The sequence below is a fragment of the Xenorhabdus miraniensis genome (assembly GCF_002632615.1).
On the sequence record NZ_NITZ01000016.1, the window covers coordinates 19,331 to 34,211 of the forward strand.

Consider the following 14,881-nt stretch of genomic DNA (forward strand, 5'->3'; position numbering starts at 1 on the left):
GGAGTTATTATGACAAATCAAATGGGTAGAATATTAACTCCAGATTCATTACCTAAATGCCTTCCTCAAGCTACTTTAATGGTAAAAGGTCACGAAGCTATTCTTAGCGTACCCAGTAATGATTATACCTTCTCTGGCAAAAGTGCGGAAATGATCCAAGGAGTTTTCAGCTTTCTCAATGGTACCAATACCGTTGATATAATTTCACAGAAAACATGCCTTGCATCAGAAGATATTATCAGCCTACTGGATTATCTGTGTGGTGAATCTGTGCTAATTGATATAAATAATGAGAATAAAGGATCGCTTACTGGTTATCAATTAGTTGAGTTAGTGAAACAAGAAGTAGTTTTTTGGCGGCAACATATTAATAACCAAATATTTTGGGAGAAAGTGCACAATGGTACTTGCTCTAAAAGGCAAATTTTAGGTTGGGGTATTGAATTTTATCACTATGTAGATGCTGCCAATGAATATATGGCTGCTGGCGTTGCATATTGCCGCGAATCGATTGGTGTTCGCCAGAAAATAGCAGCTCATTATGCTGAAGAAGCAGGTCATGGGGAAATTTTCCTACAGGGGCTAATGAAGGATGGTTTACCTGCAACGCTGGTGAAAAAATCCCTTCCGCTACCCAGTACACGGGCACTGATCAATTATCTTAATGAAGTGGCAATGGAAAGCTCTTTAGTATACACCGCAGTATTCTCATTAATGCAGTCTGACGGCAAGAGTTTTAGCAAAACTGGTTTGAATGAATACTATTCTCAGTTGATTGAGTTATATCCTTTTGCCCAAGGCATGTTTGGCTCTTTTCTTAAACATGCTTTGATTGATGCTCGGTTAGACCATCAAGTTTCTATTTTTGAAAACCTTTATGCAAATGATGAGATTATTTCTCATCGTGAGGTAAAGCGTACATTTGTCACTATTCGCCAACTCGTTAATTATTTCATTCTCTATTACGAGTACCTATTCGAATGTTATGGAAAAGAAAATTCCCAATTACCGAGGCGTGCACCACAACTCATTGACTTCCTGTTATCTGAGAACAAGGAGTAATCAATGATGCAAGATTGGGAACTGCGTGCAAAACGTGCCATTGCGGGGGGAACAACTCATGATAGTTGGACTTCCGCATATCCTGTAGTATTTAAACATGCTAATGGTGCTTATAAGTGGGATACCAGTAATCGGCAATACACAGATTTTTGGATGGGACATGGTGCGTTAATTCTGGGGCATAATCACCCTGCCGTGATTCAGGCAATTGCTACTCAGTTAAATAGTGGCACACATCTTTCCGGTAATCACACTTTGTTGGTGGAATGGGCTGAAAAAATAATTCAAATGGTGCCCAGTGCTGAACTGGTCAGGTTCTGTGCATCGGGTACCGAAGCCACACTACTGGCATTGCGCTTGGCTCGAGCCTATACCGGCAAACCTTATATCATGCGAATTGATGGACATTTCCATGGTTGGCATGATGAAGCACTTTCAGGTGTTGTCGATGGGTGGCCAACTGGCTCGCATCCAGATTCGGCCAATTACCTGCAATTAGCCCCACCGTTCGATCTGGAAGCCGTGGAAGCGTCTTTAGTGGAAGGAAAAACGGCAGCAGTTATCTTAGAACCGGGGGGAGGTAGCAGTGGTACTCTTCCATACAATAGACAGTATTTGCAGGAGTTACGAAATATTACTCAGTGTTACGATACCCTGCTCATTTTTGATGAGGTGATGAGTGGGTTTCGCTATGCACCGGGTGGCGTACAACAGTTATCTTCTGTCATGCCGGATATGACCACATTATCTAAAGTGCTATGTGGTGGATTACCCGGTGGCGCGATAGCGGGTTCTCAGATGGTTATGTCCTGTTTTGACGCTGGGCATAATACTAAAGTGCTTCATACGGGGACGTTCAACGGTAACCCATTATCCGCCAGTGCTGGTTTGGCCACTTTGGCACTTGTGGCTGATAGCGTTGTTCAAGAGACACTGAATAAAAATACAATGATGTTTGTGAATGCGGTAAATGAAAAGGCTAAGCAGGTTGGTATTGATGTACAACTGTTTCATCAATCATCGATCTTTCACATATTGATTGGTGCGCAAAAAGAAGGAGTAGATATTTCTCCTTCTGAAGATGCGTTTTGGATAACGCAAAAAAATGCGGCTGTTTATGACGAACTAAAAATACTCCTTACCCAGCATGGCATTGATATACATAAGTCTCATGGTTGGCTCAGTACTTGCCACACGGATGACATTCTTGAAGATGCGGTGGATAAATTCCATATGGCGTTTGTTAAGTTATTAAACCAAAACAGAGCAATGGGCTTAGCGGATTGAGTGGGAGGGGGCATGATAGATATTGTCAATTTTATTAATGGCAGACATGTCAAAGCAACGAGTGGGGATAGATTATTTTCAACCAATCCGTCGACGGAAGAGCGCATTGCCCAATTTAACGTGTCTTCGTCTACTGATGTTGATTCCGCCGTGTGTGCGGCCAGAATAGCATATGAGCAGGGGCCATGGCCACGACTAACGGTAGAAGAGAGGGCATCGTACCTGCATATGATTGCGGATGCGTTAGAAGATAACTTGTCTCTATTTGCTCAGTATGAATGTGAAGATACGGGTTTCTTATCGAAAATGTGTTTACATGGTCATCTTCCGCGTGCAGTAGAGCACTTTCGTTTTTTTGCAGAAGAGGGCAAGCGCTTCTTTGGCAGTGCCATTCCAATAGGGGATTTCTACATTAATTTTACTCATCATGTTCCTGTAGGAGTCGTTGCTATCATGACACCATGGAATGGCCCATTATCTGTTTCTTCAATTAACTTAGCTGCTGCGCTGATCGTGGGTAACACTGTGGTTTTGAAACCCTCAGAATTGGCGCCTATCACTGTTTCTTTACTTGGTCAAATAGTTGCAGAAATCGGTCTACCTGAAGGCGTAGTCAATATCGTACATGGGGCAGGTCAGCCGACTGGAGAAGCACTTATTCGACATACTGATATTGATTTATTATGTTTTGTTGGAGGCACTCAGGTTGGAAAAGATGTCTTAAGATATTCGTCAGGCACATTGCGGCGTTCGTTACTGGAATTAGGGGGGAAATCGCCTACAGTGGTGTTGGCGGATGCAGATATTGATGCGGCGTTAGACGGCGCATTAGTATCTGCTTTCAGCAGCAATGGGCAGGTGTGTACTGCGGGATCTCGCATCATCGTCGACAAAACAATCGCCAAAACTTTTAGCTGTCAGTTTATTGAGCGAACTCAGAATATTCGTGTAGGTGACCCATTTGATGAAACCAGCGAAATTGGGCCAATGATTAGTGCAAGTCACCGAGAAAACATACTGAAGGCCATAACTCAGGCACAGCAAGAAGGCGCTAGTTTGTGTGCTGGTGGGATCGTGCCTATGGATTGCTATCGGGGGTTTTACATTGAGCCTGCTGTTTTAACTGGGGTGCATCCTCAAAGTTCATTGGCTACACAAGAGATCTTTGGGCCAGTCGTAGCAATTTTTATCGCCGAAAACGAAGAACATGCTCTCTCTTTAGCTAATGATTCCAAATTTGGCCTTGCAGGAACGGTATGGAGTACAAGCGATTCAAAAGCATTGTCTTTTGCCCGCAAAATGCAGGCGGGTAATATAGGCATAAATACACCGTATATCAGGGATATTCGTTGTCCATTTGGTGGTTTTAAACAAAGTGGTATTGGTACTGTAGGCGGGTATTGGAGCTTAGAACAATATACCCAAACACAAACTCTATGTTTGCCCCTTAATAGTTATACACTGCCCAGATATGGTGCTCTGAAATGACATATGACAACTAGGTCTTAGTGGTTATATAAAACAGAAACCGTGTAACGGAGAAACGTTTTGGAAAAGGCCATATGGAAACATAAGCAGTTTCGGATGTTATTTTCAGGGGCGCTGTTTTGTCATTTAGGGGGAAAAATTTATGAGCTGGCATTACCGTTATTAATCTACGATATCACCCGTTCATCGGAAATTATGGGCTGGATGCGTGCGGCCGAGTTTCTACCTTATATTCTCCTGGCCGCAGTGATCGGAGCTTTGATTGATCGAGTGGATCGTAGAGTTTGGTCTCAATGGATGATTGCAGGACAGGTTATGTGTTTGCTGGCTAGCTGGTTAGCTATCGAGTTTAGTTCAAACCCATTGTGGGTGTTATTCCCTTGTGCCTTCTTTATGATGGCTTTTAACTTTGGCTACCTTAACGCCAGAATGGGAATGCTGAAACATGTATTACCCGAAAAGTTGCAAGGTGCGGCTATCTCTAGTATGAGTTCACTGAATAGCCTGTTTCAAGCACTTGGTCCTTTGCTGTCGGGTGTGATTATTTTATTCTCATCCTCCCATATTACCTTTCTATGGATAGCGTTATTTCTGTGTATTGCTTGGTGTTATTTGTTCAAAATGCCATACGAAAAAGAGGTACTCGGAACTACCGAAAATATAAGAACGTCTATCGTTAAAGGCTGGCAGATATTACAAACTAATATTCCACTATATCATATGGCGCTGGCTATCATGGTATTAAATACTTGTTCAATAGTGTTTTCTTTGCAAGCGATCTATTATGCCAAAACTGCTCTGGCCATGAACGCTGTTAACATTGGCTACATGGTATCTGCGGGTGGAATAGGCGCGATACTAGGCTCGTTATTGGTAATTCGCCTACGAAACCGATTTGGTTTAGGGTTAGTGTTGATTGTAACTATGGTCATTCAGGCAGTTGGCTATCTTTTGGTTCTATTTTTTAACCATTCTGTCATGTTGATTTTTGCTTTCTTCTGGGCGAATTTCTTCGAAATAATCACAGCTCTTCTTGTTTACACTTACCGTCAAGAAAGTGTCAAAGCAGAGAATCTAGGAAGAGTCATGGGTATTACTGGCACAATATTTAAATTAGGCTTACCTTTCGGTTTGTCTATTTCTGGATATGTGATTTCGTGGGGAAGGATAGATCTGCTGTTTATCGCTTGTGCAGTGATTCAGATTAGTACAGGGCTTGCGTGTTACCTGAGCCCAATGGTGAGGGTGAAATAGTCTACGATAACACAGACTTATTGGCGAACACCTTAATCGCCAGTGCCAATATGGCGCTTTTTCATATAATTCGCCAATTTTACGTTGTCACTCTGTGTACTGTTTTCTAACACCGTATAAACACCTCGTTGGTCATCTTGACTTCTATGTTGGCCGAGCTTTTCTTTAGCCTGAATTTCGTCAAGCCAGATTTTGAACCCAACTATCGCTTGCATTCTTTGATTGAGGTAAGAGTCTGGCATAAGTTCTTTGTTTTCTATCAGATTAGGTTCAAAGGTATTGACTAGGGTTTCCATGGCCAATTTTGTCTCTTCGTTTCCTAGGATTTCTGCTACTCCATAGCAATGTACTGCTGAATAATTCCAAGTGGGAACAGCATGTTGTGCTTTATACCAAGTTGGTGAAATATAAGCATGTGGCCCAGTAAAGACCACTAATACTCGCTGGCCATCAAACTCTTTCCAGTGCTGATTAGCTTTGGCCACGTGCCCATATAACACCCCCCTCTTTCCTTCTTCGGGGGCAAAAACAAAAGGAAGATGGGTGCCTATTAGTGAAGGAGAGATCAATAATCCAAAGCTGTTGTTGATAATAAAAGCCGACACGCTGTTTTGATCGGTCATTTCCATTTTCTTTGGTATATACATTGTCGTTGCTCCAATTAAGTAGTTATAGCGGTATAGTCATTATGGGCATTTTGTCATGTCTGCCTAGATTATGAACCGATGTGAAGTTATTTTCATCAAGAAAATAATGGCGCATTCCCTCACAGCCTGTCATCAAACAAAAATTTGACCCCACTCGATCCAATCGATAAAGTACTTAATTGTTATCAATGATCTTATCGCCTGCAAAGATCACCTATAGGGCGGCGAAAAAAACTCCTGTAGCCTGCAAGGGAGTGCATCGCAATGCGGTACATCTGCACACTTTTGGAAGCAGATATCGTCGGGCACCTAACCCTCCGTCTGATGATGAAAGTTTCCCGGTTTCGTAGTGAAATCGGCTTACCACACAATAGTGCAGAACTTTCCTGTCTCACGCTAATCGATACCGTTTTAACCGGTACAACATTCGCCTGCATTTTGTATTCATCACGATAAACGTCACGAAAATTACGCGGCGTCACTTGCGTTAAAGCGCAGCGATTACCAAGTGACGCCGCCCGGCGTCAATGTCCAGAGCACGTCCGGTCTGGCTTTACGACTGATTTGATCCACGAATTACGCAAAGTCACCCGTTATTTCGGGCATTTTCTGATCCTGAACCCCGTTGTTCGTTTATTTTTTGACCCCATGCCTTGCAACAGGCTGATGCAGTAAGAAAGGAGAAATCACACCACGTCATGATTAATGAGGCGTTCATCCTGACTAACATCAGGCACTGAACGGGGAGTACTTCACCGCCGTGCCCAGCACGTAGCGAACTCCTGCAAAAACTCAACGCAATTTTCCCCTGCTACACATTATCTGACGCACCACGGAAGGGTGAACCTGAACCGACACGCAGGGATTTGTTTAAAAATGAATAAAAAAGAAGCCAATGAGCAGGAGATGCGGGGATGGCGCAGAAATCGGCACGTTCGAAAATCGAACGGTTCAGAAAAGAATTTATCACACATGCCCGAAAAGGGCGCGGAAGTTTTGCCACTGTCTCGGATCGTGAACGGATTGCCCGGCAGTTCCTTAACTTTCTGAAAGACAATGGTATCAGGCTTCGACAAATGGACAGCCTCAAAGCAAAATACATTGAGCTCTATATTGCTGAGCGTAAAGCCAACAAAATTTGCCACCGAACCCTGCAAAATGAGATGTCAGCCCTGCGAACAGTTTTAAGACAGGCGGGCAAACCTAAACTGGCCGCACCGAATAACCCTCGTCTGAGTAACCGGGCACTGGGTATTGTCGGGATGAGTCGCACAGGCACTAAAACTGCATTAACGCCTGTGGAGTTTCAGGCGGTTTTCCAGCAGGTTGAGCAAAAAGACCGGCGCGTGGCGGCGGTGATGCAACTGGCATATGTGTTGGGATTACGCACCAAAGAAGCGGTGGAAGCTTATAAATCCTTAGCGACCTGGAAAAAAGCGCTGGAAAATGGGCATACTTCTGTACGGGTGGTGTTCGGCACCAAAGGCGGCCGGTCCAGACAGACGCTGATACTGGATCGGGGAGCGCTTCAGCACGCGATTGCCTACGCCGAATGCGAGCAGGCAGGGCGCAGCGGCAAACTGATTGATAAACCGACGGTTATTCAGGCCATAGATCGTTACCGCTATATTGTCAGAAGTGCCGGTCTGCATGGCAAAAAAGCCCCGCACAGTATGCGCTATCATTTTGCTCAGCAATCTGGTGAACATTACAAAGCGCAGGGTTTTAGTGAGAAGGAAGCACAGGCACTGGTCTCGATGGATTTGGGGCATGGCGATGAGCGCGGGCGTTATATTAAGCAGGTGTATTACCAGAATATTGAGGGCGATTGAGGGCGAATAAGCTGTATTGGATCACACACGGTCTGCTGCTTTGGTCATTGGAATATGAGTAAAGCAACTTTGAATCTTAGACGATTATTCATATGTTATCGCTAACTCACTTCTGGACAGAAATGCGCTAGAGTTTCTTCTCTAACGCTCTCTAGCTTCAGATTAGTAAAAAATATCAATGAGTAGTGTTTAACCTTGTGTACGATTACACAAAGTTAAAGCAAGAGAGCTTAACTTCTTGCTATTATTGCTTTTTTTTTCTTGATATGAATGCCTTACCAATAATAGCTGCATATGCTATACAAGATTCAAGCCCTTTTTTGTCTGCAAATTCTATCAAGAAACGACCAAGTTGTTGTTCGTTAAAACCACCTTTGATTAAAGATGTTGTTATCTCATCAATGTCCAAGTCATTACTTTCATTATTATCATAATTAAAACTATTTTGCTCAGGTCTATATGTGTGTTGCACTGAGTTTTCCTTTTTTGCAGGCTTATCGGGTTGCGTGACGTCTATAGAACGAAGCTGTGTAATCTCAACAATTTTAACTTTGCCAGTTTTACTCTTAATTAAAATTGACTGTCCAAAGTCAAATTTCATCCACTGCCATGAATGTGTTTTCGTTTTCGAGATATTATTATCAATAGGATTAACAGTGCCAAGCCCTATGACATAATAATTGCCTTCATAATTTCTTACCAAGGTATCGCTTTGTGTTTGTGGCGCCTGCCATTTATTTATATTAGGATAAATGAAACTTGTCGCAATGTTCCCTTCGGAAATTTTATTTAATCTAATAGCCTCTTTTATTATATAGTCACTATCTTGTATATCCCAATGAGGAATATCGTTGTAGCAACCTAATATTGCACCTGCCATGCTTGCAATTGAATCAGTATCAGTGCCCAAAAGATTAACACAAGAAATAATTGCCTCGTATGGAGAAAAGTCCTTAAATAAGTGGCATAGCAAACTGCTAGCAATAGCAGTATTAGTGGCAGTCCCTCTTCTCTCATTTTTATCACATTTTAGAGCAACAATTACAGCCTGATAATTTTCAGATGGTTTGCTTTTTTTCTTTAAGGTATTTACAGCATTTGATAAGTACTCTTTAGATTCCTTACGAATTAGCTCTACTTCATCATATAAATTCTTTCCGCTAATGTTTTCCCAGTTTGGCAACCAGAAATTCTTCAACTCATAGACGCTATTTATAATGTCTGGTATGGCTGAGAAGTTATCTATTATTTTCTCGAGTTCTACAGGACTGGCTGGCTTTCCATTTAGTAATGCATATTGTAATGCATCTGCATGTAGTATTGCGCCACATACGGATAATAAATGCCCGTGAGTGACCAGAGAGTCTTTAATGACAGAAACTTCATATTTTCTTTCGATTAAATTTTTACAGCTCCAAACATGAGGTTGTATCCTCATGGCTGTTCCATTTCCCCCTGAATCTGTATACTCAATGTAATTGTTTTTATAAAAATTTGAAAACCAATTAGTATCTTTTCGCATAAGGTTAGTAGCTGCAGCTTTAGTTGCTCTTCCCGCACCTAATGCATAAGATAACCATACAGGAAGTTCAATCTTAGCGAATGATTCAATATCAAATTCGCCATTTCCTCTTATACATCTTGAAATAGCTAATCGTAGTTGAGTATCATCAGAATATGTACCAGCTGGCAAGTTAACATTAACTCCTGAATATCCGCCTATTTTTCTACTCCAGTTTACTGGTTTTTGCAGATAATTGTCAGAGATTCTCCGTTTTAATCCCTCATCATCAGCAAGCTCTGATATCCACCCAATAGAATCACCGGCGGCAGCCCACAGTGCAGAATTTATGACTTTTTTTTCTCTGAGTGAGTTCATTTTACCCTCTTAGAGTGTGTTAGGCACACCGGAAAATTTTTCTGGGCAAATAATAACATTTATACAGTCAAAACCAAAGGTCCTAAGTGTTCCATGTATCGACGCGGCATGTTCTTCATTTTGAACATAGACACACCTTAGAAAATTCATATCAAGTGGGTTTGGATATAAGACTTCAGCTTGTTCGCAGGTAGTTAAATGATTAGCTCTTTCATTTCGAGAGATATTATTACCTGTCCACCTTATAATTGTTTCATCAAACATTGCTTGTAACCCAGCCAAGTCTGGTGTTCTAATCACCGAAGTATAAATGTTGTTTGTAGTTGTAAAATACACACCTAGGTGGGTTAATATAATAGGATTAAAAGACATTATACACCACCATTTATTATTTGAACCACTAAACCAGCGCTTTGCTGCGTTGAAATATCTAGTATTAATTTCACTAATAGAAAGATTTATATAATCTAACCAGTCTTTATCTTTATTAAATACTTTTTGTGCCTCTTGGCGTTCACTTGCTACAGGAGACGCAATATAACTCAAGTATTGATCTGTATCCAATGCTTTTCGTGATAATACAGTTCTTGATCCTGCACAACCTGTAAGCCCTTTTTCTGATGTAAAATGCAGAATTTCTTTTATGCCATTATCTTTAATAAATTGTTTAATTGTCATTTATAAATTGACCTCGTCAAAAGTTCCATTTGTGAAATAATTTACTAAGTCTGATTTTTCGGATTCTTTGTATCCTATAACAATGGAATCTCTTGCTCGACTGATCGCCATTGCTAATAGACGTTTTAATTGTTGCAACTTGTCATCATTTTCATCATCGAGGTGGTGCATATTAGTATTGCTCAGACCTAATATAATAACGTGATCAAATTCAAGGCCCTTAGCCGAATTCATTGTTGATAGAGCAATGTTTTCTGATCCCCTAGGCCATACTTTATTCTTTGTGATTGTTATATAAGAGAGTCTGCTATTTGTTAATTGTTTTTTTATTTCGTTGAACCAAGCCCCGCCTTTAGGTTTTAGAAATGCTACGGATTCAGTTTCTAAATCTACATGCCTACGAATATAATCAATTGCATAACTAACTTGCTGAGAATATAAGCCTTTACAAACAATTGGCTTCGGCCCATGTCTAGTTGCTTGTGTCAAATCACTGACGCTTCCATCGTCATCTATAGTTAAACCTTGAGTAATAGAAGCAGCAAAAGTTGCAATTTCAATTGTATTTCTATGGTTTTCTTTTAGCCTATAGTATGTTGCATTCCTCATGTCTAAACCTGTCTCAGCCCAAGTAAACCCACGAGGATATAGTCGTTGTATTGTATCGATAACAAATGTTAAATAGTAATCTTCCTTGAGGTGGTTGAGAATTGCCCTAATTTGATTAACAGAAAAATCTTGCGCTTCATCGACAACAATTATGTCATAACCTAAACAACTATTTGAGATCATTTTCTCACATTGTGTATGCCAATCATCTAATCTTCTTGCTTCAAGATATTGTGCATATTCTCGAACTATATTAATTAGAATCTGGCGTGTTGATCTAGTTACTTGAGGGGACAATCCACGGCCAGTTCTTTCTATAGTTAAATACTTATCTAAATCGGAATGAAGAAATCTACCTCTTAAATAATCTATTTCATCAAGGATGAAATTTAAGTCATAGCCTAATGAGGTGCATTTATTTAATAAATATGAGGCTTGCTCTTTATCTTGTATTAATTCAGTATTTAAATGCACCTTTGCCCAGTTAGCAAAAGTATCATTTTCAACTTGTACAGGTATCGCGCCAGTTTGAATGCTATCGTTTATAAGACCTTCTATATATCCGGCTAATGTTCTATTGAATGAAAGAACTAACGTTTTGATAGGAGTTTGATCATTATTAAGCGTTCTACGATATGATAGGGCGTTGACTATTGCAGTCAATCGAAGTAAAGCACTTGTGGTTTTTCCACTGCCTGCGGCACCTCTAATAACTACAATTCCAAATGTGTTTCTACTTACTATCGGCAATTGTTCACGTGTAGCTCGATGGTTGGATAAAATTTTCAAGAATTCTCCTCATGCTATCTTTCATATAAAAGTGTTTCTTGCTTATCTAACAGATAATTAACTTTTGGAAATAGTATATATTGTTGTTATTCCTGATTTGTACTATTTCTATATTAAATACAGAAATCACCACATGTTATACTCTATAAACTTCAAGTAACTATTTGCAATACGAAAGCAGCTTATTATTCCCTAACCTAAACAGTGGGAGATAATAAATGTATCTTGAAATACGGCGGGTATAAAAAACGCGTTGTGACTTTCCAATCTTCCAGATAAGACATTTACTATTTAAGTCATAACATATTTAACCATAAATATGGTGTTCTATTAGGTAAGTAAAGTCAACAAATAAAAATGGTAAGATATCTCAGATTTAATATTAACTTGAAATGGGACAGTTTTGTCTTGTAAACGGGATGCGTTCATATAGAAATCATGTGTACCAATGTGATTACCAACTAAGACTCGATCTGATATTATTGATGATCTGAGCGAAACCTAATTGGATAGTAAACTTTGTGGCTGCGATCTGGTTAAACTCAAAGTGTTAGATGTTGTTTATAGCAGTTCTGTTTTAAGTAGGACAACTGTTTTGCAACAGAAGATCGGTAGCCCTGTCCAGTTTGAGTTAACTAAAGGTACCAGAGAAGCAGTTGCGGCTTGGATAAAAATGGCTCATCTGCGAAGTACCGACTACCTCTTTCAATCCCGGGTCGGTTCTTCCCAACACATCTCAACCAGGCAATACAACCACATTTTTCATGGATGGATTGAAAAGCTTGGTCTCGATGATTCGCTGTACAGCACACATTCCATGAGAAGGACTAAGCCATACCTGATATACAAGAAAACCAAGAATCTCCGGGTGATTCAGCTCCTACTGGGTCATAGAAAATTGGAAAGTACAGTTCGTTACTTGGGCATTGAAGTCGATGATGCTTTGGAGATATCTGAGTCAATTGAGGTTTGAGCTTGTCAGGGCTGCTGAAGCAGCCCTGACAAGAGAGGGCACTGCTTATATTACTGTGTTAGTCAATGAGGAGCTGGTCAGAATTGACGGGTATACTTAACCATAAGTTTAGGCTGACTAACAATTTTAAAACGCATTTGAGTGTTGTCTGAACAAAGCGATTAAGGTCTTGCAAAGTCTACTTTATGTCCATTATATACTTTGTGGTTAACCAAATGAAAAAATGGAGCTTTTATGGCTGAAAATGGCCCGCGCGAGGATTTAGCTAAGCTAGTTGCCTCGAAATTACTTGTACGTTTCAAATGGCAACAGCATGGCCCAACGGATCAGGATTTTCCATGCATCAATGAAGAAGAGCATAAGCCAGAGGATAAAAAGCAGACTCATACTCATCCTGTTGATGTAGTATTTCATTATAAAGATCCCTATTTAAATAAAACAATATATTTGAATACTGACTTAAAAAGTTATTCGGCGGGATCACTAAATCCTAAAATGATTGAAAACTCCCTAAACTCACTGGGGAAGACAATTAATTGCGCGAAGCGCAGTGGAGTGTGGTCTGAGCGATATTGTACTCAACCAGGGCAAAGTGAAATTAGGGGGTTATTATTTGTTTATAATCATGATAATGATTTTAAACATAATTTCTATGATTTTTTCTATCCACCCAAACCTTCTAAGGGAAGACGGCCCGCAGCCGTAAATCTTGATAATATTAAACTGACGTCAGGGCAACAAGTTCATATTATTGAACCACGGACTATTACTTATCTGATGTCAGTTGTAGGGGATATGAATGAACTTATAGCTGAATCAAAATTCCCGAAGGAAGAATACGGTTTCTTTTATCCACAGCTAACATACCATAAAGTTCTTAACGCTGATGAATATTTACCAGCGACAATTGAAACACTGACTTCTCCATTCATGATCCTCAAGCATGGGGCTGTGCTTGAATGGGATAGAGCAAAAAAAGAAGATAAAGAAATTTATCCTGAAGGATTTGTTATTTATTATAATGAAAAGGCAAATAGTGATTTGGAGTTTTATTATCTCCTTGACTTGCTGAGCAATTATCAAATTCTAAATGCAAAAAATAAAATACGTATTAGAGTTGCATCCTTGGATAAGGATGATTCTTTAGTCTCACATTTCTTTCGTGCAAGACAAAAATTCGCTATGGATTGGGGGTATGACGAAGATATGAAAAAATACCTTGACTCAATTGAGATTTATTCAGTACCAATTCAAAAGGAATTTTATTCTACCGAAGTAAGATCATGGGAGCTTGATAAATGAATAATATTCATAGTGTAACAGATAAGGCTCTTTTTGACGCACTAAGCCAACCTAGAGTAACACCTAATGAATTACGAGATTTGTATCTCCAGCGCGGGATTTTGGTTTCAAAGGCAACAGATAAGAAGGAGCTTGCTAAAAACTTTTCAAAATTCTCTCATGATTTTCATTTGCATCAAAAAATTGCAGCAATTTTTGGTGGTTTTCTTCGAAGAGAAAAAAGTACGTCGGTGCTTATTAAAAATACAATTTCGCGCGACATAATGTTGGAAGCTGCTGACCAATTAAAAAAAGAACTGGAAAACCAAGATGATCTATGCAATATAATCGCTGATAAAAATATTGTCAGAATACATGTTACGTATTTAAGCACGAATTATGGGAAAAGTGATTTTTGTCAAGTTGAGAAGAAAACAGCAGTCTTTGAAATTGAAAAGCAAGATTTAGGGTATTCAATCAGACGTCCTGACAATGATCAAGCTAAAGCATATGAGTCAACTTTCCTAAAACATATTGAAATACTTTGCAATGAAGAGAATCCAGAGGAAGATTTTGATTTAGATGTCGATGAGATTAATTTGAGTAACATTGATGACGCAGAAAAAAGAACAGAGTTTTTCACTAAATTAATTAATGGACTGGAAGGATTTACACTACATGATGTGACGGATGCTTATGTATACCATCCTAAACCAAAAGTTATTGAGGAAGAGGACGGCGATACGGATTCAGGCGTACATATAAGTAAAGCATCATTAAAAGGTGAGGGCGTTCTAAAGTCTGAAGAGTTAACGTCGCTATATCAACGTGGTTTTTATATTTGGAAAATTCGATGGAAGGTTTTAGAAAAGGATGGCGATTCTGATATGTATGAGTTTGAAGCTCAGTTTAATGATCCGTTAGATTTTAATGGATTTTCTTACATATCTAGAGGGTATAAAAAGTTTAAAGGGGCGGGTGAATATAATAAAAACTCTGTTCCTTTAGGCGATAGTAGGGAAATTTTTTTCAAACAGTTAATTGAATCAACGGCCCGTTCTATCATAGATAATATAAATGAAGAATATGAATGAGGTGATGC

At 39.7% G+C, this 14,881-nt stretch carries 13 protein-coding genes; 9 read left to right on the forward strand and 4 right to left on the reverse strand.

Annotation, left to right across the window (positions count from 1 at the left end):
- Positions 1-9 precede the first annotated feature (9 nt).
- From Xmir_RS14845 to Xmir_RS14860, 4 genes are read left to right on the forward strand one after another with little or no spacing between them, the layout of a single operon-like run.
- Positions 10-1,062 carry a thiaminase II/PqqC family protein gene (locus Xmir_RS14845; protein ID WP_167385995.1) on the forward strand — a complete coding sequence of 351 codons (1,053 nt, stop codon included), beginning with the start codon at positions 10-12 and terminating at the stop codon, positions 1,060-1,062.
- A 3-nt stretch (positions 1,063-1,065) separates the two neighbouring features.
- On the forward strand, positions 1,066-2,349 hold the full coding sequence (locus tag Xmir_RS14850) for an aspartate aminotransferase family protein (RefSeq protein WP_099114993.1): 1,284 nt from the start codon (positions 1,066-1,068) through the stop codon (positions 2,347-2,349).
- Between the two features lie 12 nt (positions 2,350-2,361).
- A complete protein-coding gene (locus Xmir_RS14855) occupies positions 2,362-3,837 on the forward strand; it encodes an aldehyde dehydrogenase family protein (RefSeq protein ID WP_099114994.1) in 1,476 nt (491 codons plus the stop codon).
- Positions 3,838-3,897: 60 nt separating this feature from the next.
- Positions 3,898-5,091 carry an MFS transporter gene (locus tag Xmir_RS14860; RefSeq protein ID WP_145956907.1) on the forward strand — a complete coding sequence of 398 codons (1,194 nt, stop codon included), beginning with the start codon at positions 3,898-3,900 and terminating at the stop codon, positions 5,089-5,091.
- Positions 5,092-5,123: 32 nt separating this feature from the next.
- Here Xmir_RS14860 and Xmir_RS14865 read toward each other — a convergent pair whose 3' ends face one another.
- The gene (locus Xmir_RS14865; protein WP_099114996.1) at positions 5,124-5,738 is read right to left on the reverse strand and encodes an FMN-binding negative transcriptional regulator; all 615 of its coding nucleotides are present in this window, start codon (positions 5,736-5,738) and stop codon (positions 5,124-5,126) included.
- A gap of 264 nt (positions 5,739-6,002) precedes the next feature.
- On the opposite strand from Xmir_RS14865, the gene Xmir_RS27495 reads away from it, so the two are divergent.
- Both Xmir_RS27495 and Xmir_RS14870 read left to right on the forward strand, forming a co-directional pair.
- Entirely contained in the window at positions 6,003-6,194 is a 192-nt protein-coding gene (locus Xmir_RS27495; protein WP_145956908.1) for a hypothetical protein, read from the forward strand.
- A gap of 458 nt (positions 6,195-6,652) precedes the next feature.
- Positions 6,653-7,570 carry an integrase domain-containing protein gene (locus tag Xmir_RS14870; protein ID WP_099114997.1) on the forward strand — a complete coding sequence of 306 codons (918 nt, stop codon included), beginning with the start codon at positions 6,653-6,655 and terminating at the stop codon, positions 7,568-7,570.
- 244 nt (positions 7,571-7,814) lie between these two features.
- Here Xmir_RS14870 and Xmir_RS14875 read toward each other — a convergent pair whose 3' ends face one another.
- The 3 genes from Xmir_RS14875 to Xmir_RS14885 are packed head-to-tail and all read right to left on the reverse strand — an operon-like array spanning position 7,815 to position 11,525.
- On the reverse strand, positions 7,815-9,449 hold the full coding sequence (locus Xmir_RS14875) for an ADP-ribosylglycohydrolase family protein (protein WP_099114998.1): 1,635 nt from the start codon (positions 9,447-9,449) through the stop codon (positions 7,815-7,817).
- A 9-nt stretch (positions 9,450-9,458) separates the two neighbouring features.
- Positions 9,459-10,127 (reverse strand): DarT ssDNA thymidine ADP-ribosyltransferase family protein, encoded by a 669-nt coding sequence (locus Xmir_RS14880; protein WP_099114999.1) that lies wholly within the window; start codon positions 10,125-10,127, stop codon positions 9,459-9,461.
- Positions 10,128-11,525, reverse strand: coding sequence for a 3'-5' exonuclease (locus tag Xmir_RS14885; protein ID WP_099115000.1), 1,398 nt, complete (start codon positions 11,523-11,525; stop codon positions 10,128-10,130).
- 505 nt (positions 11,526-12,030) lie between these two features.
- Here Xmir_RS14885 and Xmir_RS14890 point away from each other — a divergent pair.
- The 3 genes from Xmir_RS14890 to Xmir_RS14900 all read left to right on the forward strand — a co-directional run bounded on the left by Xmir_RS14890 (position 12,031) and on the right by Xmir_RS14900 (position 14,873).
- Positions 12,031-12,498 (forward strand): tyrosine-type recombinase/integrase, encoded by a 468-nt coding sequence (locus Xmir_RS14890; RefSeq protein ID WP_099115001.1) that lies wholly within the window; start codon positions 12,031-12,033, stop codon positions 12,496-12,498.
- A 234-nt stretch (positions 12,499-12,732) separates the two neighbouring features.
- Positions 12,733-13,800, forward strand: a complete 1,068-nt coding sequence (locus Xmir_RS14895) for a PD-(D/E)XK nuclease domain-containing protein (RefSeq protein WP_099115002.1) — start codon at positions 12,733-12,735, stop codon at positions 13,798-13,800.
- Positions 13,797-14,873 (forward strand): hypothetical protein, encoded by a 1,077-nt coding sequence (locus Xmir_RS14900; RefSeq protein ID WP_099115003.1) that lies wholly within the window; start codon positions 13,797-13,799, stop codon positions 14,871-14,873. The genes Xmir_RS14895 and Xmir_RS14900 overlap by 4 nt, the downstream gene beginning before the upstream one ends.
- The last annotated feature ends 8 nt before the right edge of the window (positions 14,874-14,881 follow it).

Coding starts and splice junctions, on each gene's coding strand:
- Xmir_RS14895 (WP_099115002.1), top strand. CDS start 12,733: ATGGCTGAAAATGGCCCGCGCGAGGATTTAGCTAAGCTAGTTGCCTCG.
- Xmir_RS27495 (WP_145956908.1), top strand. CDS start 6,003: ATGCGGTACATCTGCACACTTTTGGAAGCAGATATCGTCGGGCACCTA.
- Xmir_RS14880 (WP_099114999.1), bottom strand. CDS start 10,127: ATGACAATTAAACAATTTATTAAAGATAATGGCATAAAAGAAATTCTG.
- Xmir_RS14875 (WP_099114998.1), bottom strand. CDS start 9,449: ATGAACTCACTCAGAGAAAAAAAAGTCATAAATTCTGCACTGTGGGCT.
- Xmir_RS14865 (WP_099114996.1), bottom strand. CDS start 5,738: ATGTATATACCAAAGAAAATGGAAATGACCGATCAAAACAGCGTGTCG.
- Xmir_RS14855 (WP_099114994.1), top strand. CDS start 2,362: ATGATAGATATTGTCAATTTTATTAATGGCAGACATGTCAAAGCAACG.
- Xmir_RS14900 (WP_099115003.1), top strand. CDS start 13,797: ATGAATAATATTCATAGTGTAACAGATAAGGCTCTTTTTGACGCACTA.
- Xmir_RS14845 (WP_167385995.1), top strand. CDS start 10: ATGACAAATCAAATGGGTAGAATATTAACTCCAGATTCATTACCTAAA.
- Xmir_RS14870 (WP_099114997.1), top strand. CDS start 6,653: ATGGCGCAGAAATCGGCACGTTCGAAAATCGAACGGTTCAGAAAAGAA.
- Xmir_RS14850 (WP_099114993.1), top strand. CDS start 1,066: ATGATGCAAGATTGGGAACTGCGTGCAAAACGTGCCATTGCGGGGGGA.